We start from the raw sequence: 16,474 nt of genomic DNA on the forward strand, positions 1-16,474 counted from the left end.
CACCCCGCCAATCATCAATCCCCTCCCGGCCACCCGCTCCCTCCCGACCACCAGCACCCCGCCAATCACCAGCCCCCTTCCGGCCACCAGCCCCCTCCGGACCAGCAACGCCCTCTCGACCACCAACACCCTCGCGACGAGCAACGCCCTCCCGATCACCACCACGCGGTTGATCCTCCGCGCGTTGTTGATCCCCACCACCCTGTCGATCCCACCCCTCCACACCACCCGGCCCGCTCACCTGCGCCGCCCCCGCGCCGCCGAGGCACAGCGCCGGCTCATCGACGTAACCAAGCGACGAACTTCTCGGTGTCCGCTATCAGGTCGCGCATGCTGCGTCCGATCGGCACATGTGCGCCTGCCGTGGCATTGCGCAATGCGTCGACAACCCATTTCCCTTCGCGGGCAAGGTGTTTGTTGAGGTCGTCGACTCGTCCGTCGATACCCATCACCGCCAGCGCGACCATCGCGCGCGTGGTTTGCGCGCCTTCGATATGGCGCTCGACGTCGCGATGGTCCATGCCCGCGGCCAGGAGGTTGCGCCGGGCCCTGGCCAAGCTCGCCGCTTCCACGGCCGACCGGCAGCAGGTGGCCACCAATTCGTCGGCGATCGCCGGGGGCAGTTGCGGTGTTCGGACCAGGGAGCGCGCGTCATCGAGGTAGCGGCGGATGGGGTCGCTGGATACCCGCACCTCCACCACCGAGCGCTCGCGGCGCTGCACCTCGAGCACGCTGGCGTCGAGCTGCATCCGGCGCACCGCCTCGGCCAGCCGCTCGTCATGGGTGAAGACGATCACCTGCCGCGTCCACGCCATCACCTCGAGCACCCTGGCCAGACCGTCCACCTTGGCGGGATCCATTGCCTGCACCGGATCATCGATCATGACGAAGCGAAAGGGACTGTCCTCCACGGTCGCTCGCGGCAGGAACAGCGAAAGGCCGAGGGCGTGCAGCTCGCCCTGGCTCATCACCCCGAGCGCGGCGCCGTCCACCTCGTCGACCGTGACATCGAGCAGTACCCGGCGCGCGGTTCCGGCGTTGCCCTGCAACCGGATCGCGCCGAGCTCGACATTGCTCTGCTGACGTAGCGTGCGCCAGACCCAGCGCGCCGTGGTCTCCAGCGGGGCCATTCGCTCCCCGCGCAACCCGGCCGTCGCGGATTTGAGCCAATCCTCGGCGCGTTTGAGGGTGCGCAGTTCACTGCCGTTCGCGACGACCGCGCGTGCCCCGTCCAGCCAGCCGGTGATTCGCGGCACCAGGGGCGACCACACCTCGTCGAGTCGGTTCAATTCCTTGCGGGTGCCCTGCTGCAATAGCTCGAGCTCGTCGACCAGGCGCGCGTGCGCACCGCGCAGTCGATCGGGTAGTTCCGGGGAGTAGTCGGCACCGGTCAGCGCCGCCCAGTCTGTCCAGGCTCGGCGCACCGCGGTGGTGTCGACGGTGGGTGGATTGCGCGGATCGAAATCCAGCTCCGGTGGAATATGTTCCGGCAGTGCGCGAGCGTCGCGGACGGCCTGTCGCAGCGCGTTCCGTGCCGTCGCGAGCGCGTCGACCCGGGAGGTCAGCTCGGCGATCGATGCCTGCGCGCCGCGCAACCACGCCGCGTCCAAATCACCGCGCCCGCACACCGGACATGCGCATTCCCCGCTGGCGGCGACGTGATCGCGGGCCCGGCGCAGCAACTCCAGCACCCGCAGGTCGGCCTCGGCGTCGGCGGTCGAATCGCGGGCCAGCACCGCACGGCACTGTTCGAGGCGCGCGGCAATCGCTTCGACCTCGGCACCGGTGGGCAAGGCGAGGCGCACGATCGCGCGCAACCCATCCGGACCGACCGGATGTTCAGCCGTGCCGAGCACCTCACGACCGATCGCGGTGAGATCGGGCCGATCCGGGCGCAGCAGCGCCGCCATCCGGACCGCACGGTCGTCGGCCACCGTCTCCAACGCGGCGACCAGTTCGACGCGTTCTTGGCGCGAATCTCGTGCGGCGCGTTCGAGTTCCAGTCGCCGCGTGCGAATTCGCTCCTGCGCCACGGTCAATTCATCGAGGCCGAGGAGCCGATGCAATGCGTCGAACAGGTCGCTCGGCTTGCCGTCGACGAGTGCGCCGAGTTCGCTATAGGAAAGGAAGGGACGGTATAGCTCCAGGAGCCCCGCCCAGCGGGCACCGTCGAAATCCGTTGGCGCGGAGTCGGGTCGCCGTTCGGTCCAGTGTGCCTGGCCCAGATCCGCCTGTGGCGCCCATTCTTTGGCGATGGACAGCTCGGGATCGGGCCCGGTGGTGAGCAATTCGAGTTCGATGCGGGCCGAATCACCGTCGTGCAGATTGCGCCAGCCCTCGCGCCAGGCCGCCGACCGGCCGTCCCAACGGCGATTGCTTCCGGTGAGCACCAGTTCGGCGGCCTCGGCGAAACTGGATTTACCACTTCCGTTGCGTCCCACCACCAACGTGAGACCAGGGCCGGGCGGCAGCTCGAGCGTCGCCTCCGGCCCGATGCCACGGAAGCCGCGCACCCGGATCGCGCGCAGGAAGATTCCCGAGCCGTCGAATTCGGTTGCCAGATCATCGGATTCGCCGCCGCCGAGGGCGCGGAGCACGGCGTGCGCGACATCGGGGGTGACCGCCGGATCAGCGGTGAGCCGCCGGGATACCACCTCGGTCAGGCGCGGCACGGTCGTCGCAGGATCGGCTCCCGGATCTGAACGCATGGGTAACCCCCTACACCACCGAACCGCGGCAAGTCCTCCAACCCCGTAACGGGTATCACTGTCGAAAGCTGAGCGAAACGCTACCCGATGGCGTCGAATTCGCCCACAGCGGTGCCGGTTCGAGCGACTCGAGCAGTGGCGGTGCGAATCTGCCCGCGGGGATGGTATGGCCATCGAACGGGCTGGGCCCCGCTCGATGTCCACCCCTCGCCAACCCCGGCGGGCAGCTCGATGGTGTGTCACCCGATTTGGGTGGCTCGGTCGGAGCCGAACAGGACAGAATGCCAGAATCGGACAACCAACGCAAGGCTCTCAGGTCTTCGAATATGGCGTCCGCGCAGCGTATTCCAGGAAAAGTGCCTGTTCACCACAAGCTGTCGGTGGGCTGCGGTAGAAATCCGTCAACCGAGAAACGGGGGAAGATATGACGCATACTCGATCCGGAGCCGCCGGATGAGCCAGGCGGGAGCAGTCGAGATGACCGCGCCCTGGACCGAAGACCAGGTCAATGCGCTGGCACCGGATGCGAGCTCGCTCGCCGCCGCGCGCAAGCTCGCCGGGCGCTGGCAGGGCACCGGCCGGTCGGACACAGCTCTATGGGGCCTGTGCAAAGGCAGTGGAGCCAAGCCGTATCAGACGATCGTCGATCTGGCGGGGCCCGCGTACAAATGCTCGTGTCCCAGCCGCAAATTTCCGTGTAAGCACGCCCTCTCGCTATTGCTGACCTGGTCGGGCGGCGCGGTCACGGAAGCATCGACAATCGCGGACTTCGCCGCGGAATGGATCAACGCACGCGCGGCCCGCGCCACACAGCCCGCTGATGACACCCCACGCATGGCGAATCCGGCGACCGCCCAACAGCGACGGGTGCGAGTTACCGCGGGTCTGGAGGAACTCGACATCTGGCTCGGCGATCAGGTGCGCACCGGGCTGGCACAGACCGATCGCTCGTTCCGTGCCTTCGAGGCGATCGCGGCCCGCATGGTCGACGCACAAGCGCCCGGCGTCGCCGCCGCGCTGCGACAGCTGCCGACCACGGTCGTGAGCCGGGCGGACTGGCCCGATGTGGTGCTCGCCGAATACGCCAGGCTGCATCTGCTGATCGCCGCGCACCGTCGTCTCGACGAGCTGTCCCCCGAATTGCGGGCCAGCATCCGCACCCATATCGGCTATCCGACGCACACCGAGACCGTGCGCGCCGAACCCCCGGTCCGGGATCAATGGCAGGTCCTCGGCATCCGTACCAGCGAGGAGGAGCGGCTCTACACCCGTCGAACCTGGTTGTACGGCAGGCAGACTCGGCGCTGGGCGGTGCTGCTGGAACACTCCTTCGGTGCGCCGAACTTCTCGGCGGAGGTGCCGCTGCCCGGCATGATGGCCGACGCGGAGCTGCACTACTACCCGGGCGGTGCGCCGTTGCGGGCCCTGTGGGGCCAGCGGCACGGCGCGGCCGAACCGTTCACCACGCTGCCGGTTGCCGAGGGCACGATCGCCGCCGCGCTGGACGAGCATGCCGAGGCGCTGGGCGGTGATCCGTGGTTGCGATCGCGTCCGATGCTGCTCACCGATGTGGTGCCGGTTTGGACCGAAAACGGCTGGTACATCGCCGAATCCGACGGGACAGCGCTACCGGTTGCGGCTACTGAGCAGCCATGGCGGCTGCTCGGGGTGTCCGGTGGGCATCCGGTGACGCTGGCCGCCGAGTGGGGCGTTGCCGGATTGGTTCCGATCTCGGCGTTCACCGCGGGTGAGATCGTCGATGTGGGCAGTGCGGAACTCGCGACGCGCGCCGCGTCGAATTCGCCGGCCGCGCCGCCGTCGGAGGATCTGACCTCGGTGGCATTGCTCGGCACGGCCCGCAGGGCATTGGATCCCGCGCGGCTGGAGGCCCCGGTCGCGGCCGTCGCGACGCGGTTGCGCACCGACCCCGCACTGGTGTTGCTCGAATCGGCGGCGCTGCGTGGCGCCTTCGCACGCGGCGGTGTATCCGTCGCCACGGCTTCCAGGCCGGAACCGGCTGAGGACGACGCTCGGCGACTTCTGCCTCGGGCCGCGGCCGCCCGCCTGTCCCGGCTGCTGCGCGACCGATCCCCCTTCTTACCCGAATGGTTCGCCGCCGCAACACCATCCGGCTACCGCGCCCCGGACGCGCTGTGCGCGCTGCTGCTCGAGCAGGCGAAGGCGAATACCGAGCTGCGCGAGCCACTGCTGCGCCTGGCCGGAACCCGCGGCCGCTGGCTCGCCGATCAACATCCGGATTGGCGAGATCTGGTGCGACAGGAGCATTCCGATGCGCCGACGGAACAGAGCTGGCAGTTCGGCCAGCCGCCCGAGCGCCGGGAATGGCTCGCCGAACTGCGTCGTCGAGATGCCGACGCGGCGCGGGCGGCACTGGCCGCGTCCTGGCCGAAGGAGTCCGGTCCGCTGAAGGCGGAGCTGCTTGCCATACTCGCCGAAGGGATTTCGGCCGCCGATGAACCACTGCTGGAAACGGCGCTGGACGATCGGCGATCGGATGTCCGGCGGATCGCGGCCGGACTGCTACCGCTGCTGCCGGATTCGGCATTCGCGCAGCGCATGACGCGACGGGCCAGCGCCTGGGTCACGGTCGAACATCTGCTGCTGCATCCGAATCTGGTTGTCCGCGTCCCCGACGAACTCGATAACGCCGATCGCAGGGACGGCATCACCGACCGCACCGCGGAGTTCACCTACCGATGGGACGGCGCACCTGATCTGCGCGCCGGGCGACTGCGGCAACTCGTCGCCGCGACACCGCTGACGCACTGGGAGTCCGCGCTCGGCGCACCGGATAAGGCCACGCGGGCCAAGATCGTCGACCGGTTCCGTCAGCCGCTCTTCGACGGCTGGGTGGATGCCGCACTGGCACACCGTGATCCGGCCTGGGCACGCGCGCTGTTCGACGCCGGAGTGCCGACCGATCTGGCGATGCTGCGGCGACGCGAACTATTCGCATTGCTGCCGCTGCCCGATCGCACCCAGCATCTACTCCAACTCGATGGCGCCTGGCTCTCGGAGCTGGAGGCGCTACTGCCCGCGATGGGCCATCCGTGGCCGGAACCCCTTGCTCAACATCTGATTCTGTTGTTGTTCGAACGCGCGCGTGCCGCGGCCAAACGCCCCGAGGCGCACGGCAGCAGCCCGAGCGCGCATCGGTCGCTGCTGTCCGCGGCGGCCGTGCACCTACCCGTCAACGCGGCGCGGGCGGCCACCGTGGTGGCTCGTCGGTGCGGCGATCCCAACTGGGAGCGGGCCTTCGATCAGCTCGCCCATGACCTCAACCACCGCTCGATGATGCTCGAGGAGTTGCAGTGACGACGACAACCACCACCGATACGACACCGGTGCTGTTGCGCCCGCACGCCGAACAGGCTTTTGCCGACGAACTGCGGGCACTGGCCGCGCTCGATGATCGGCCACGTCCACCGTCCTGGCAGCTCTCGCCATGGGCGGTGGTCACCTATCTGCTCGGTGGCACGCTCGACGACGGCACGGTGGTCACCCCCAAATATGTCGGACCGCGCAGGCTCATGGAGGTGGCGGTCGCGACCCTGGCGACCGATCGGGCGCTGCTGCTGCTCGGTGTGCCCGGCACCGCGAAAACCTGGGTATCGGAACACCTTTCGGCCGCGATCAGTGGCGCCTCGACACTGCTCGTGCAGGGCACCTCGGGTACTGCCGAAGAGGCGATCCGGTACGGCTGGAACTACGCGCGCCTGCTCGCCGAGGGGCCGAGCGAGGGTGCACTGGTGCCGTCGCCGGTGATGACCGCGATGCGCCGCGGCGCCATCGCCCGCATCGAGGAACTCACCCGCATCCCGTCCGATGTGCAGGACGCGCTGATCACCGTGCTGTCGGAAAAGACGCTGCCGGTACCGGAACTCGGCATGGAGGTGCAGGCGGCCAAGGGCTTCAATGTCATCGCCACCGCCAATGACCGCGACCGCGGCGTCAACGACCTCTCCTCCGCGCTGCGCCGCCGCTTCAACACCGTGGTGCTGCCGCTGCCCGCCAGCGAGGACGAGGAGGTCGCCATCGTCACCCGCCGGGTCGAACAGCTCGGCTCCGCACTCGAATTGCCCACCGTGCCCGCCGCGGCCGAGGAGGTGCGCCGCGTGGTGCGCGTCTTCCGGGAACTGCGCTCCGGCATGACCACCGACGGGCGCACCAAACTCAAATCCCCGTCCGGCACCCTGTCCACCGCCGAGGCGATCTCGGTAATCACCAACGGCATCGCCCTCTCGGCCCACTTCGGCGACGGCACGCTGCGCGCCTCCGATATCGCGGGCGCGGTCCTCGGCTCGGTCATCAAGGATCCGGTGGCCGACGCGGTCATCTGGACCGAATATCTGGAGGCCGTTGTCCGCGAACGCCCCGACTGGTCCGACTTCTACCGCGCGTGCCGCGAGGTCACCGGATGAGGTTGCGGCCGAAGCGAGTCCGCTGCCGCGACATGTTGAGCCGGGGGTAACACAGTGACAGAGATACACACGCCCGAAGCCGACGACCCGGCTACGGAAATCCGCAATGCGACCGCACAGAATGGTCCCGTGACCAGGGTATTCGGCATCCGCCACCACGGCCCGGGCTCGGCCAGATCGCTGCGCACCGCGCTCGAGAGATACCGACCCGACGCGATTCTGATCGAGGGTCCGGCCGATGCCGATCCGCTCGTCGGCTACGTTGCGGCCGAGGGGATGTCGCCGCCGGTCGCACTGCTGGCCTATGTGCCCGATTCTCCCGCCAAGGCCGCGTTCTGGCCGTACGCGGTGTTCTCGCCGGAATGGCAGGCGCTGCGGTATGCGGTCGAACACAAGGTGCCGGTGCGGTTCTGCGACCTGCCCGCGACCTCCGTACTCGCCGCCGAAGACGAACCGGGTGATCGCATCGATCCGCTGGCCGAGCTGGCGGCCGCGGGCGGCTACGACGACGCCGAACGCTGGTGGGACGCGGTGGTCGAATCCGTCGCCGACGCCGATGCTTTCGAGGCGATCACCGAAGCGATGGGCGCACTGCGCGATGCCGCCGAACAGGGGATCAGACCAGAAGCCATCGACGCGCACACGTTGCGGCGCGAGGCGTACATGCGGCAGACGATGCGCAAGGCGTTGAAGGAGGGGGCGCAGCGGCTCGCCGTGGTGTGTGGGGCCTGGCATGCACCGGCGTTGACCGGGAAGCTCGGGCCGGCGACGGCGGATACCAAGCTGCTCAAGGGACTTCCGAAGGTCAAGGCGACGGTGACGTGGGTGCCGTGGACGCATTCGCGGCTGGCGACGACCTCCGGGTATGGGGCGGGCATTACCTCGCCGGGTTGGTATCACCACCTGTTCACCGAGCATGAGCAGCCGATCGCGCGCTGGCTGACCAAGGTGGCCGGGGTGCTGCGCGCCCACGATCTGCCGGTCTCCAGTGCGCACATCATCGAAGCCGTCCGGCTCGCCGATACCCTCGCGGTGCTGCGCGCCCGGCCACTGGCCGGACTGTCGGAGGTCACCGAGGCGGTGCGGTCGGTGATGTGCGCGGGCGAGGAGACGATGCTGCGGCTCGTCGCGACCGAACTGGTGGTCGGCGAGGCGCTGGGCGGTGTACCCGACGGCACCCCGACCGTCCCGCTGGATGCCGACCTACGTGCCCGGATTCGCACGCTGCGGCTAAAGCAGGAAGCCCTATCTCGCAATCTCGATCTCGACCTGCGCAAGGAACGCGAGGTCGAGCGCTCCCGGCTGCTACATCGGCTGCGGGTGCTCGGAATCGACTGGGGTACACCGACAACCGGTGAGATACGCAGTACCGGCACCTTCCGGGAGAGCTGGGCGCTGCAATGGCGACCCGAATTCGCCGTCTCGATCATCGAGGCCTCCCGCTGGGGCACCACCATCCGCACCGCGGCCGAAGCCAAAATCCTCGACACCGCGAGCCGCGCGGACAGCACCGTCGGCGATCTCACCGCCGCACTGGAAGTGGCGTTGCTGGCCGACCTCGGTGGCGCCACCGACGGCCTGATCACCCGCCTGGAATCCGCCGCGGCACTCGACCACGACGTGACCCACCTGCTCGCCGCCCTCCCCGGCCTGACCCGCACGCTGCGCTACGGCGACGTGCGCGGCACCGACACCAAGGCGCTCGCCCACGTCGCCGACGGTCTGCTCGTGCGCATCTGCGCGGGCCTGCCCGGCGCGGTCACCGGCCTCGACACCGAGGCCGCCGAACAACTCCGCACACAAGTCGACGCCGCGCACACCGCCATCCACACCCGCGACGACGACTGGGCCACCGGCGAATGGCTCGCCGCCCTGCGCCGCCTCGCCGACCGCGACGACGTGCACGGCGCCCTCGTCGGCCGCGCGGTCCGATTGCTCGCCGATGCCGGACGCATCGACGAAAACGATTCCGCGCGCAGGCTTTCCGCCGCCCTCTCGATCGGCAATACCGCCGCCGCCAAGGCCGCCTGGATCGACGGCTTCCTGGGCGGTCGCGGACTGCTACTCGTCCACGACCGAGAGTTATTGCGCCTCATCGACGATTGGCTCCGCGGCCTCGGCGACGATATGTTCGTCGAAATCCTGCCCCTGCTCCGCCGCACGTTCGGCGCGTTCGAATCCGGTGAGCGCCGCGCCATCGGCCAAGCGGTGCGCGACGGCGGCGCTCTCGCATCGCGCACCGACGACGGCACCGCTTTCGATCCCGAGCGTGGGCTCGTCGCCATGCGCACCGTCGCGGACATCCTGGGGGTGCCGGTATGAGCACCATTCCCATCCACGGAGTCTCGGATCACCACAACGCGCCAGTACCGCAGCTACCCGTGATCGGCTTATCCGCGACCGGCCCGATGAGCGACCGAAGCCGCAACACACAAGCGCCACGACTACACGCGAACGGCTTCACCCCGAACAGCCCAATGAGCGACCGAAACCGTCACGCACAAGTACCACGACCACACGCGAACGGCTTCACCCCGAACAGCCCAATGAGCGACCGAAACCGTCACGCACAAGTACCGCGACTACACGCGGACGGCTTCACCCCGAACGGCCCAATGAACGGCCGAACACGATCGCTCAGCTCACCAACCACCAGTACCGACGTGGCGGCTTCGCGCCGTTATCAATCCTCCGGAGTGGCCGAATGACCGCGATCGATGAAACCCAATCCAGGCGTTGGCGTTTGGTCCTCGGCAGCGCCGCCGAGCAGTCCCTCGGCGGACTCGGCTCCGCCGACGACGAGGCGATGGACCGTGCGCTATCGGCCCTCTACAACACCGGCGACGACCAGAACTCGGGCAAGCGTTCCGGGGGTCTTGGCGGCTCCGCACCCAAGGTGGCGCGCTGGCTCGGCGATATCCGCACCTATTTCCCGTCCACCGTCGTGGAGGTCATGCAGCGCGACGCGGTCGATCGCCTGAACCTCACCCAACTCTTGCTGGAGCCGGAACTCCTCGAAGCGGTGGAACCCGACGTGCACCTGGTGGGCACCCTGCTCGGCCTCAACCGGGTCATGCCCGAAACCACCAAGGCGACAGCGCGAATGGTGGTCGAGAAGGTGGTCCGCGAGATCGAACAACGCATCGCCGCACAAACCGTCGCCGCCGTCTCCGGCGCACTGAACCGAGCCGCCCGCGTCACCCGCCCGCGGCTGCGCGATATCGACTGGGACCGCACCATCCGCAAGAACCTCGCCAACTACCTGCCCGAACATCGCACCGTCGTCCCCGAACGCCTGATCGGTTACGGCCGCAAGGCGCAGGCGGTGCGCCGCGACGTGGTGCTGGCCATCGATCAGTCCGGCTCGATGGCTTCCAGCGTGGTCTATGCCTCGGTCTTCGGCGCTGTGCTCGCCTCTATGCGCTCGCTGCGGACTTCGCTTGTCGTCTTCGACACCGAGGTCGTCGATCTGACCGACCAACTCACCGATCCGGTCGAGGTGCTCTTCGGCACCCAACTCGGCGGCGGCACCGATATCAACCGCGCCATCGCCTACTCACAAGCGCTCATCACCCGCCCCGCCGACACCCTTTTCGTCCTGATTTCCGACCTGTACGAGGGCGGCATCCGCGAAGAGATGCTGCGCCGGGTGAACGCGATGCGGGAATCCAGCGTCCAGGTGGTCGTCCTGCTCGCTCTCTCCGACGACGGAGCCCCAGCCTTCGACCACGAGAACGCCGCCGCCCTGGCCGCTCTCGGCATTCCCGCCTTCGCCTGCACCCCGGACAAGTTCCCGGAGCTACTCGCGCTGGCCCTCGACCGCGGCGACATCCAAGCCTGGGCCAGCCGAAACGCCTGACTCAGCTGCCCGATGACAGGCTGGCCACGCCTTGGATCAGCGATATGAATTTGATGCCGACCTCGAGAATCGAGTCGAGCGCGGTGAGAAAATCCATGGTCGGACTCCTTGTCTGAGCGGGGCAAACAAGACAGCCTGTCGATGGTACGTCCGAGTTGATCTTGGTTAGCTCATTCGCGCCGGTCAGCGCGTCGGGAGCAGTTGCGGGCCGACCGGGCCCATGGCACCCCACGCGGTGGCCGATGCGGGCACGACCAGCGGATGCAGCAGCGACGCCAACCCCAGCAGGACGACCGCGACAACCGCGTCGAGCCAATAGTGATTGCCGGTGCCGACAACGACCACCGTCGTGAGCACCGGATGGGCGAGCGCCAGCCACCGCCAGGCGCCACGGGTCGCGGCCACCACGGCGAAGGCGAGCAACAATGCCCACCCGACGTGCAGCGAGGGCATGGCCGCGAACTGGTTCGAGAGCCCGCCGGCATCCGGTGAGCCGTAGACGGATTGGCCGTGCACGGCGGCGAGGTCGACGAATCCGTATTCGGGCAGCATGCGCGGCGGCGCGAGCGGCATCAGCATGTGCACCGCCAACGCGGCCGCGGTCAATGCCACCATCAGATTTCGGGTCCATCGGTAGTGCTCGGGCCGAAAGACCCACAGCCACAACAGCACACCGACCGCAACTGTGAAATGTGCTGTGGCGTAATAAAAGTTGGCCGGCACTGCGAGGAAATCCCGATGCAGGAACACGCCCTGCACCGTGGTCTCCTCCGGCAGCCCGAGCGCATCCTCGATGCTCAGCATGGATCTGGCATTCGCGAGCGCGCGCACGGTGTCGTCCGCGGTGACCATCCGCCCGATCCGATAGCCCAGATAAAGCACCGTGATCAGCGCGAGTTGCCCAACCGCCTCGCCGCCGCGGCCGTGCACCGCCGCCCTCATCTTCTCGGCGATACCGCCGAACACGGGCGAAAAACCCACGCTCGGACCACCGAGACCCGCTGCCACCATCGCCAGCGGCCTCCTTACCCATCGATCCCCAGGCCGTAATCAGGCGTTAAACGGAGTAACTACCTCCGTTTAACGTAGCATCAGTCGTTAGGCAGGCTCAGCACACTGTGACCGGACAGACACAACATCTCGCATCTCCGATAGGCTGCTCTGCGATTTCGACTCGCCGGAGGGGGCCGCATGCTGCGCCGTGGTGACGTATTCGCGGAGTATGTGATCGAACGAGAGCTGGGCCGCGGCGGCATGGGCGCGCTATACGCCGCACATCACCCCCGCCTGCCGAAGTTGACGGCACTGAAGCTGCTGCACCGAGATCTATTCGGCGACAACGAGATCCGCGCCCGATTCGGGCGCGAGGCGAATCTCGTCGCGACACTCGACCATCCGAATATCATCACCGTCCACGACCGGGGCATCGAGGACGAACAGCTGTGGATCGCCATGCAGTTCGTCGACGGCGTCGATTCCGCCTCGGTGCCGCGGGCGGCACCAGAACCGCACCCATCAACGACTCCAAGGGCTGCTCGGCCGTCGTTCGCGTCGCCCCGTGCGGGCTGGACCGACGAATGACCATCCAGCAGATCTTCGAATTGGGCTGTGACGCGGCGGCACTCACCCACGGCAACCCGAGCGGCTGGCTGCCCGCCGGCACCATGGCCGCGATCATCGCCGGGCTGTCGCATGGCGCCGAACTCGGTGCCGCACTGGACCTGGCCCGTACCGAACTCACCAGGTACGACGCGCATGCCGAGACATCGACCGCCATCGAACTGGCCGCACGCATGGACGGCCGGATGCCAGGGCAGCGACTCACCGGGGCCATCTGCGGCAGCATCCTCGGCGCCCGCTACGGCCGCCGCGCCATCCCGCACGAGTGGCGGACCGCGCTCGACGCCGGTCCGGTCATCGAGCGCCTGGCCGCCGACTTCTGTGTCGAATTCGGACCCACGCCGCCGAGCGACGCATACGGTGCGCCGACGGCGGCGTGGTCAGCCCGCTATTTCCCCAGGTAGACCTATAGATCCGCGATGGCGGCCAGCGGTGGGGTCCGGGCGGCCCGGATACCCGGCCACAGGGCCGCGAGGACGCCGACGACGGCCGAGCTGATGAGTACGAGTACCAACTGGTTCCACGGGATGGCGATCTCGTCGAGGCCGAGGTCGCGCAGCGTGCGTAGGAAGCCGACACCGAGACCCAATCCGAGCAGCATGCCGACGATCGCGCCGAATACCGCGATCAGCATGGATTCCAGATAGATGGTCCGGCGGACCTGCGCCCGTTGCATGCCGACCGCGCGGAGCATGCCGATCTCCCTACGCCGCTCCACCACCGATAGGGCCAGGGTATTGACGATGCCGAGGATGGCGATCACCACCGCGAGCGCGAGCAGTCCGTACAGGATGGCCAGCAGCGTATTGATCTGCTTGCCCTGCGCGCCCTTGAACTCCTCCCGGTCCAATACCTGGACCACGACGAATTGCTCGGTGGCGTTCTCCAGGTCGGTGCGCATCTGTGTCAGATCGGCGCCCGGCTTCGCCTTGACGAACATGAACAGGTTGGTCCGGAAGTTGACCGGCATCACCTCCTCGTACAGGACCGGCGACACCACTATCGGGCCGAGCAGCGGCGTCTTCTTGTAGACGCCGACCACCTCGACCTGAATCTTCTTGAACCCGAGGCTGGTCACGGTGACCTGGTCGCCGACCTTCCAGCCGCGTTTATCGGCTTCGTCCTGCGAGACCATCACCTGGTGGTCGCCCAGGGTGCGGGTGCCCTTGATCACGTCGTAGTTCAGGGCGTTATCGGCCACGCCATCGAATTCGGTGCCGACCAACTGGTCATCGCCGACCTTGAAGGTGACACCGCGCAGCCCGACCACATCGGCCACACCCGGCACCGACTTGCGCACCGCTTCACCCGCACCGAGCGGCACACCGATCATCTGTGGTCCGGCGAGCACATAGTCGGCCTTCACGCCCTTGTCGACGAGCACGCTGACGCTGGCCTTCGCCGATGCGCCGAGCATGCCGATCGCGGTTACCAGCATCAGACCGAGGGTGAGCGCGAAAGCCGTCGCGGCCGTGCGCCTCGGATTGCGCGCGGCATTATTGCGCGACATCCGCCCGATCGGACCGAACGGCCGCAGCAGCACACCGAGCACGCTCACCACCGGACGCGACAGCGCGGGCGCGGCCAGCAGCACCGCGAAGATCAAGCCGAGCGCGCCGATCCCGACGGTCAATGCGGCATTGCCGCCGGTCTTCTGCGCACCGAGCACGACGAGCACCACCCCGGCGACGGCGAGCGCGCTGCCGATCCCGGTCCGGACCCGCAGCGATTCTCCGGTCGAGGCGAATTCCTCGCGCATGGCCTCCACCGGCGGGATCTTGGCGGCGCGGCGGGCGGGCGCATAGGCGCTGACCACCGTCACCAGCATCCCGACGAGCAGTCCGACGATCACCGTGCGCGGCAGCACCGTCAACGAGCCCGTCGGCAATCCGAGATCGAACGCGTTGAGCAGGGCCGAGAGCCCGAAGGCCAGACCGACGCCGGCCGCCAAACCTATTGCGCTGCCGATCAATCCGATGACGAAGGCCTCCGTCACCACCGACCGGCCCACCTGTTGTCGACTGGCGCCCACCGCACGCAGCAGCGCCAGCTCACGCAGCCGCTGGGCCACGATCATCGAGAAGGTGTTGTAGATGATGAAGGTGCCGACGATCAGCGCGATCGCGCCGAAGGCGAGCAGGAAGTAGTTGATGAAGTTGAGCGCGTTGGAGACTTCCTTCTTCAGATCGGCGCGCACCTGATCGCCGTTCTGCACCTTGTAATCCGGTAATACGTTGGCGATCCGGTCGCGCAACTCGTCGCCCGGCATGCCGGTGGCCGCGATATCGACATAGGCGACATGCGACCCGTCGGTGAACAGCTTGCGCGCCTGCGTGTCGTCGAACAGCACGCCGATGAAACCGCCGGTGTCCGAAGGGACTCCGTAGATGCCGGTAAGGGTGACGTCGATCGGGCCGCCGTGCGAGGGGACCAGTACCTTGGTCTTGTCCCCGACATGCAGACCCGCCCGTTCGGCGCCACCGGTATTGAGCGCGATCTCGCCTTCGTGCGCGGGTGGCGCGCCCTGGACGAACTTATCCGGTTCGGCGACCGCCTTCTCCGGCGGAATGTAGGACTGGCCGAAAGTCGGTGCGCCACCGGTCTGTACGGCCTTCTTGCCGTCCGGATACAGCAGCACCAGCGGACCGTTGACGCTCGGTGCGACCGCGCGCACCCCGTCCATCTTCGCGATATCGCCGACCACGCTCAGCGGAATGCCTTGGGCCTGTTGCTTTTGCGGGCTCACCCGCACGTCGACGCCCTTGGCCTGATTGGCGAAGATGCCGTCGAAGGTGCGCTGCAGGGTGTCGGTGAAGACGAATGAGCCTGCGATGAAGGCGGTTCCGAGCACCACCGAGAGCAGGGTCAGCGCTAGTCGCACCTTGTGCGCGGCCAGGTTGCGCAAGACCACCTTGCGCATCGGTTTGCCACTCACGCCTGCTCCAGCGACTTCATCTTGTCGAGCACGGATTCGGAGGTCGGATCGCGCAACTCGTCGACGATGCGACCGTCCGCGAGGAATATCACCCGGTCGGCGTATCCCGCGGCATGCGGCTCGTGGGTCACGATGACGACCGTTTGCCCGAATTCGTCCACCGCCGCACGCAGGATGGTGAGCACCTCCTCCGACGCGCGGGAGTCGAGGTTGCCGGTCGGCTCGTCACCGAAGATGATCTCCGGCTTGCCGGCCAGCGCCCGCGCGCACGCCACGCGCTGCTGCTGACCGCCGGACAGTTCGCTCGGCCGGTGCGTGAGCCGGTCGGTGAGCCCGAGCCGCTTGAGCACCGTATCGAGCCAGTCCTGGTCGGGCTTGCGTCCGGCGATATCCAGCGGCAAGGTGATGTTCTCATGCGCGGTCAGCGTCGGGACCAGGTTGAATGCCTGGAAGACGAATCCGATGCGGTCGCGCCGCAGCCGCGTCATCTGCTTGTCCGAGAGTCCGGCGAGGTCGGTGTCGCCGATCCGCACGGTTCCGGCGCTGGCGCTGTCCAGACCCGCCAGACAGTGCATCAGGGTCGACTTACCCGATCCGGAGGGTCCCATGATCGCGGTGAACTCCCCCTTCGCGAATTCGGCCGATACCCCATCCAATGCCCTGACCTGTGTATCTCCGGAGCCGTAGACCTTCACCAGGTCGATGGCGCGGGCCGCGACCGCAGTCGCGGCAGCCGAATTCTCCAGGTCGGCACCTAGGGCGTGGGAAGTCATGCAATCAGTCTGTCTGCGATCGCCCGCCCGCGCCATCAGGGACCTCCCCCAACTCTCGGCGTGTCATCGAAGCCCTTACGCCATGGCGCTTACCCGAGAGGTAATCGACTTCATGATCAGTGGCCGCAATGATGGTG

General features: G+C 67.7%; 11 protein-coding genes. 6 read left to right on the forward strand and 5 right to left on the reverse strand.

From position 1 onward, the window contains the following. Together ACHQ4I_RS13790 and ACHQ4I_RS13795 are read right to left on the reverse strand one after the other, a co-directional pair. Nucleotides 1–228, reverse strand: a 228-nt coding sequence (locus ACHQ4I_RS13790; RefSeq protein WP_420772095.1) for a hypothetical protein, incomplete at its 3' end; no start/stop codon positions are given. A gap of 50 nt (nt 229–278) precedes the next feature. Continuing rightward, nucleotides 279–2,708: an AAA family ATPase gene (locus tag ACHQ4I_RS13795; RefSeq protein ID WP_420772096.1), complete on the reverse strand. Its 2,430-nt coding sequence runs from the start codon at nt 2,706–2,708 to the stop codon at nt 279–281. Between the two features lie 477 nt (nt 2,709–3,185). Here ACHQ4I_RS13795 and ACHQ4I_RS13800 point away from each other — a divergent pair, with 477 nt between their 5' ends. The 4 genes from ACHQ4I_RS13800 (at nt 3,186) to ACHQ4I_RS13815 (ending at nt 11,009) form a co-directional block, all read left to right on the forward strand. Beyond that, nucleotides 3,186–6,044: an SWIM zinc finger family protein gene (locus ACHQ4I_RS13800; protein ID WP_420772097.1), complete on the forward strand. Its 2,859-nt coding sequence runs from the start codon at nt 3,186–3,188 to the stop codon at nt 6,042–6,044. Then, nucleotides 6,041–7,150 (forward strand): ATP-binding protein, encoded by a 1,110-nt coding sequence (locus ACHQ4I_RS13805; protein WP_420772098.1) that lies wholly within the window; start codon nt 6,041–6,043, stop codon nt 7,148–7,150. Before ACHQ4I_RS13800 ends, ACHQ4I_RS13805 begins: the two co-directional genes overlap by 4 nt. A gap of 129 nt (nt 7,151–7,279) precedes the next feature. After that, nucleotides 7,280–9,472, forward strand: coding sequence for a DUF5682 family protein (locus tag ACHQ4I_RS13810; protein ID WP_420772099.1), 2,193 nt, complete (start codon nt 7,280–7,282; stop codon nt 9,470–9,472). A gap of 382 nt (nt 9,473–9,854) precedes the next feature. Next, a complete protein-coding gene (locus ACHQ4I_RS13815) occupies nt 9,855–11,009 on the forward strand; it encodes a VWA domain-containing protein (RefSeq protein WP_420772100.1) in 1,155 nt (384 codons plus the stop codon). A gap of 183 nt (nt 11,010–11,192) precedes the next feature. Here the strand turns inward: ACHQ4I_RS13815 and ACHQ4I_RS13820 are convergent, their stop codons facing one another. Then, nucleotides 11,193–12,020, reverse strand: coding sequence for a phosphatase PAP2 family protein (locus tag ACHQ4I_RS13820; RefSeq protein WP_420772101.1), 828 nt, complete (start codon nt 12,018–12,020; stop codon nt 11,193–11,195). 180 nt (nt 12,021–12,200) lie between these two features. On the opposite strand from ACHQ4I_RS13820, the gene ACHQ4I_RS13825 reads away from it, so the two are divergent. Both ACHQ4I_RS13825 and ACHQ4I_RS13830 read left to right on the forward strand, forming a co-directional pair. Continuing rightward, nucleotides 12,201–12,590: a protein kinase domain-containing protein gene (locus tag ACHQ4I_RS13825; RefSeq protein WP_420772102.1), complete on the forward strand. Its 390-nt coding sequence runs from the start codon at nt 12,201–12,203 to the stop codon at nt 12,588–12,590. Next, complete coding sequence (locus ACHQ4I_RS13830) at nt 12,524–13,033, forward strand: ADP-ribosylglycohydrolase family protein (RefSeq protein ID WP_420772687.1); 510 nt, start codon at nt 12,524–12,526, stop codon at nt 13,031–13,033. Before ACHQ4I_RS13825 ends, ACHQ4I_RS13830 begins: the two co-directional genes overlap by 67 nt. Before the next feature lie 2 nt (nt 13,034–13,035). Here ACHQ4I_RS13830 and ACHQ4I_RS13835 read toward each other — a convergent pair whose 3' ends face one another. Next, nucleotides 13,036–15,549, reverse strand: coding sequence for an ABC transporter permease (locus ACHQ4I_RS13835; protein ID WP_420772688.1), 2,514 nt, complete (start codon nt 15,547–15,549; stop codon nt 13,036–13,038). Nucleotides 15,550–15,560: 11 nt separating this feature from the next. After that, nucleotides 15,561–16,337, reverse strand: a complete 777-nt coding sequence (locus ACHQ4I_RS13840) for an ABC transporter ATP-binding protein (protein WP_420772103.1) — start codon at nt 16,335–16,337, stop codon at nt 15,561–15,563. Nucleotides 16,338–16,474 lie beyond the last annotated feature (137 nt).

The organism is Nocardia nepalensis, from assembly GCF_048910785.1.
GTDB classification, from domain to species: domain Bacteria; phylum Actinomycetota; class Actinomycetes; order Mycobacteriales; family Mycobacteriaceae; genus Nocardia; species Nocardia nepalensis.